General features: G+C 37.2%; 1 protein-coding gene. It reads right to left on the minus strand.

The features are described from left to right. Positions 1-137: 137 nt before the first annotated feature. Positions 138-1,304: a hypothetical protein gene (locus LS66_RS09930; RefSeq protein WP_034368552.1), complete on the minus strand. Its 1,167-nt coding sequence runs from the start codon at positions 1,302-1,304 to the stop codon at positions 138-140. Positions 1,305-1,456: the final 152 nt, after the last annotated feature.

A 1,456-nucleotide genomic window follows, 5' to 3' on the forward strand; every position in this document is an offset into this window, starting at 1 on the left:
TTTGATTTGATAAGCTCCCAAAACTTATCTCTTATGTCGTCCCCACTTTCTCTAAAGATAGCTTTGAGTTCCTCTAGTGTTTTCATTGTGTCTCCTTTTTTGTAAGTTTAATTTTTAAGCCTTGATTCTCTCAAGGCTTACTCCCAGCTTAATTCCAAATCCAAACCTAGCTCTTTGCCTAGCACTTCAAAGTATGTTAAAGGCTTATGATTTCTTAGCCAAGTATGCAGTGCCTCCTCATCATCTAAATCGCCCTCATAGCCAAACTCATCAGCTTCTTTGTAAGCTTCATACCACCAGTCATCGTGTGTATCTCGCAGCATTTCTTTTGTGAATTCTAATGCCTCTTCACTTGGCTTTAAATCCCTCATTGCATAGACAATCTTAAAGCTTTCCTCACATTCTTCTTTCAAAGATTCCTCACTCAAATCCTCATCATCAAGTGCTATGCAATCTAAAATCTTGCCAACCGCCATAGCATAATGACTTGCACCCTCTTCACACAAATATTGCTCCCTTGCAAGTTCGCTCTCCGCTTGTTTTGCACTTACTACACCATTTGCATCTGCTCCATTAGCGATTGCCTCCTCAAACAAATCAAAATCTGAAAGCATAATTGCCTTAAAAAGCATATCATAAGCACCCTCTCTGTCTGTGCTATCTACCTCTTTATTACCCATTTGTCTTTTTGCTTTGCCTCTTTTGTGTAGTATTTGAGAATCTACCCTATTTTTTAGAGAATCTTCATATTTTAAAATATCTTCATAAAAGAGTGTCTGCTCTCCAGATTGTAGAGATTTTTTAAGTTTTTCTATGGTTGCATTATAGGCTTCATCATAGTTTTGCTGATTTTGCACCCTCTCATAAGAAAGTAATTGCCAATCATAATTGGTAGCTTCCCCACCTATGAAAAGTTCCTCATATTGAGGCAAAATCCACTCATCAAGTTCGGATTCTTGCACGAGACTTTGCAAAGCCCTTATTTGCACCGTGCCATCTGTATAATAGGCAGACCTAAGAATCGCACAAAGTTCTTGTAGGATTTTGGTTGTAGGAAGTGAAAGCACAAAGGCTTCTTTTTGCTCATCACTTATGGAATATTTTTCATCATAAAGTTTAGAATCTTTGTTTTTTCGCAATGCTTGATAGAGATTGTATCTTTGCAGCTGTGATGAAATATACCATTGTGCGGCATTTTCCGCTTGTTCCACAAGCTCCCATTCTACCTCTGCTCCAGCTCTTATAAGATTCAAAAACAAAGTGCGATTCGCTCCTTTAAGTAATTGTTTAGATTCCCCACTCAAAAATCTTAAACTCTTTGGTAAGCTTAACGGGAGAAAACTCTCTACAAAAATAATGTATAGTTTTATCAGGAATCAAAGTGAGAGAGACGATAATCAAATAAAGCAAAGTGCGAGAGAATGAGGAATATTTTAAAAATCAAAGTGAGACTAAA

The organism is Helicobacter sp. MIT 03-1614 (assembly GCF_000762925.2).
GTDB classification, from domain to species: Bacteria; Campylobacterota; Campylobacteria; order Campylobacterales; family Helicobacteraceae; genus Helicobacter_C; species Helicobacter_C hepaticus.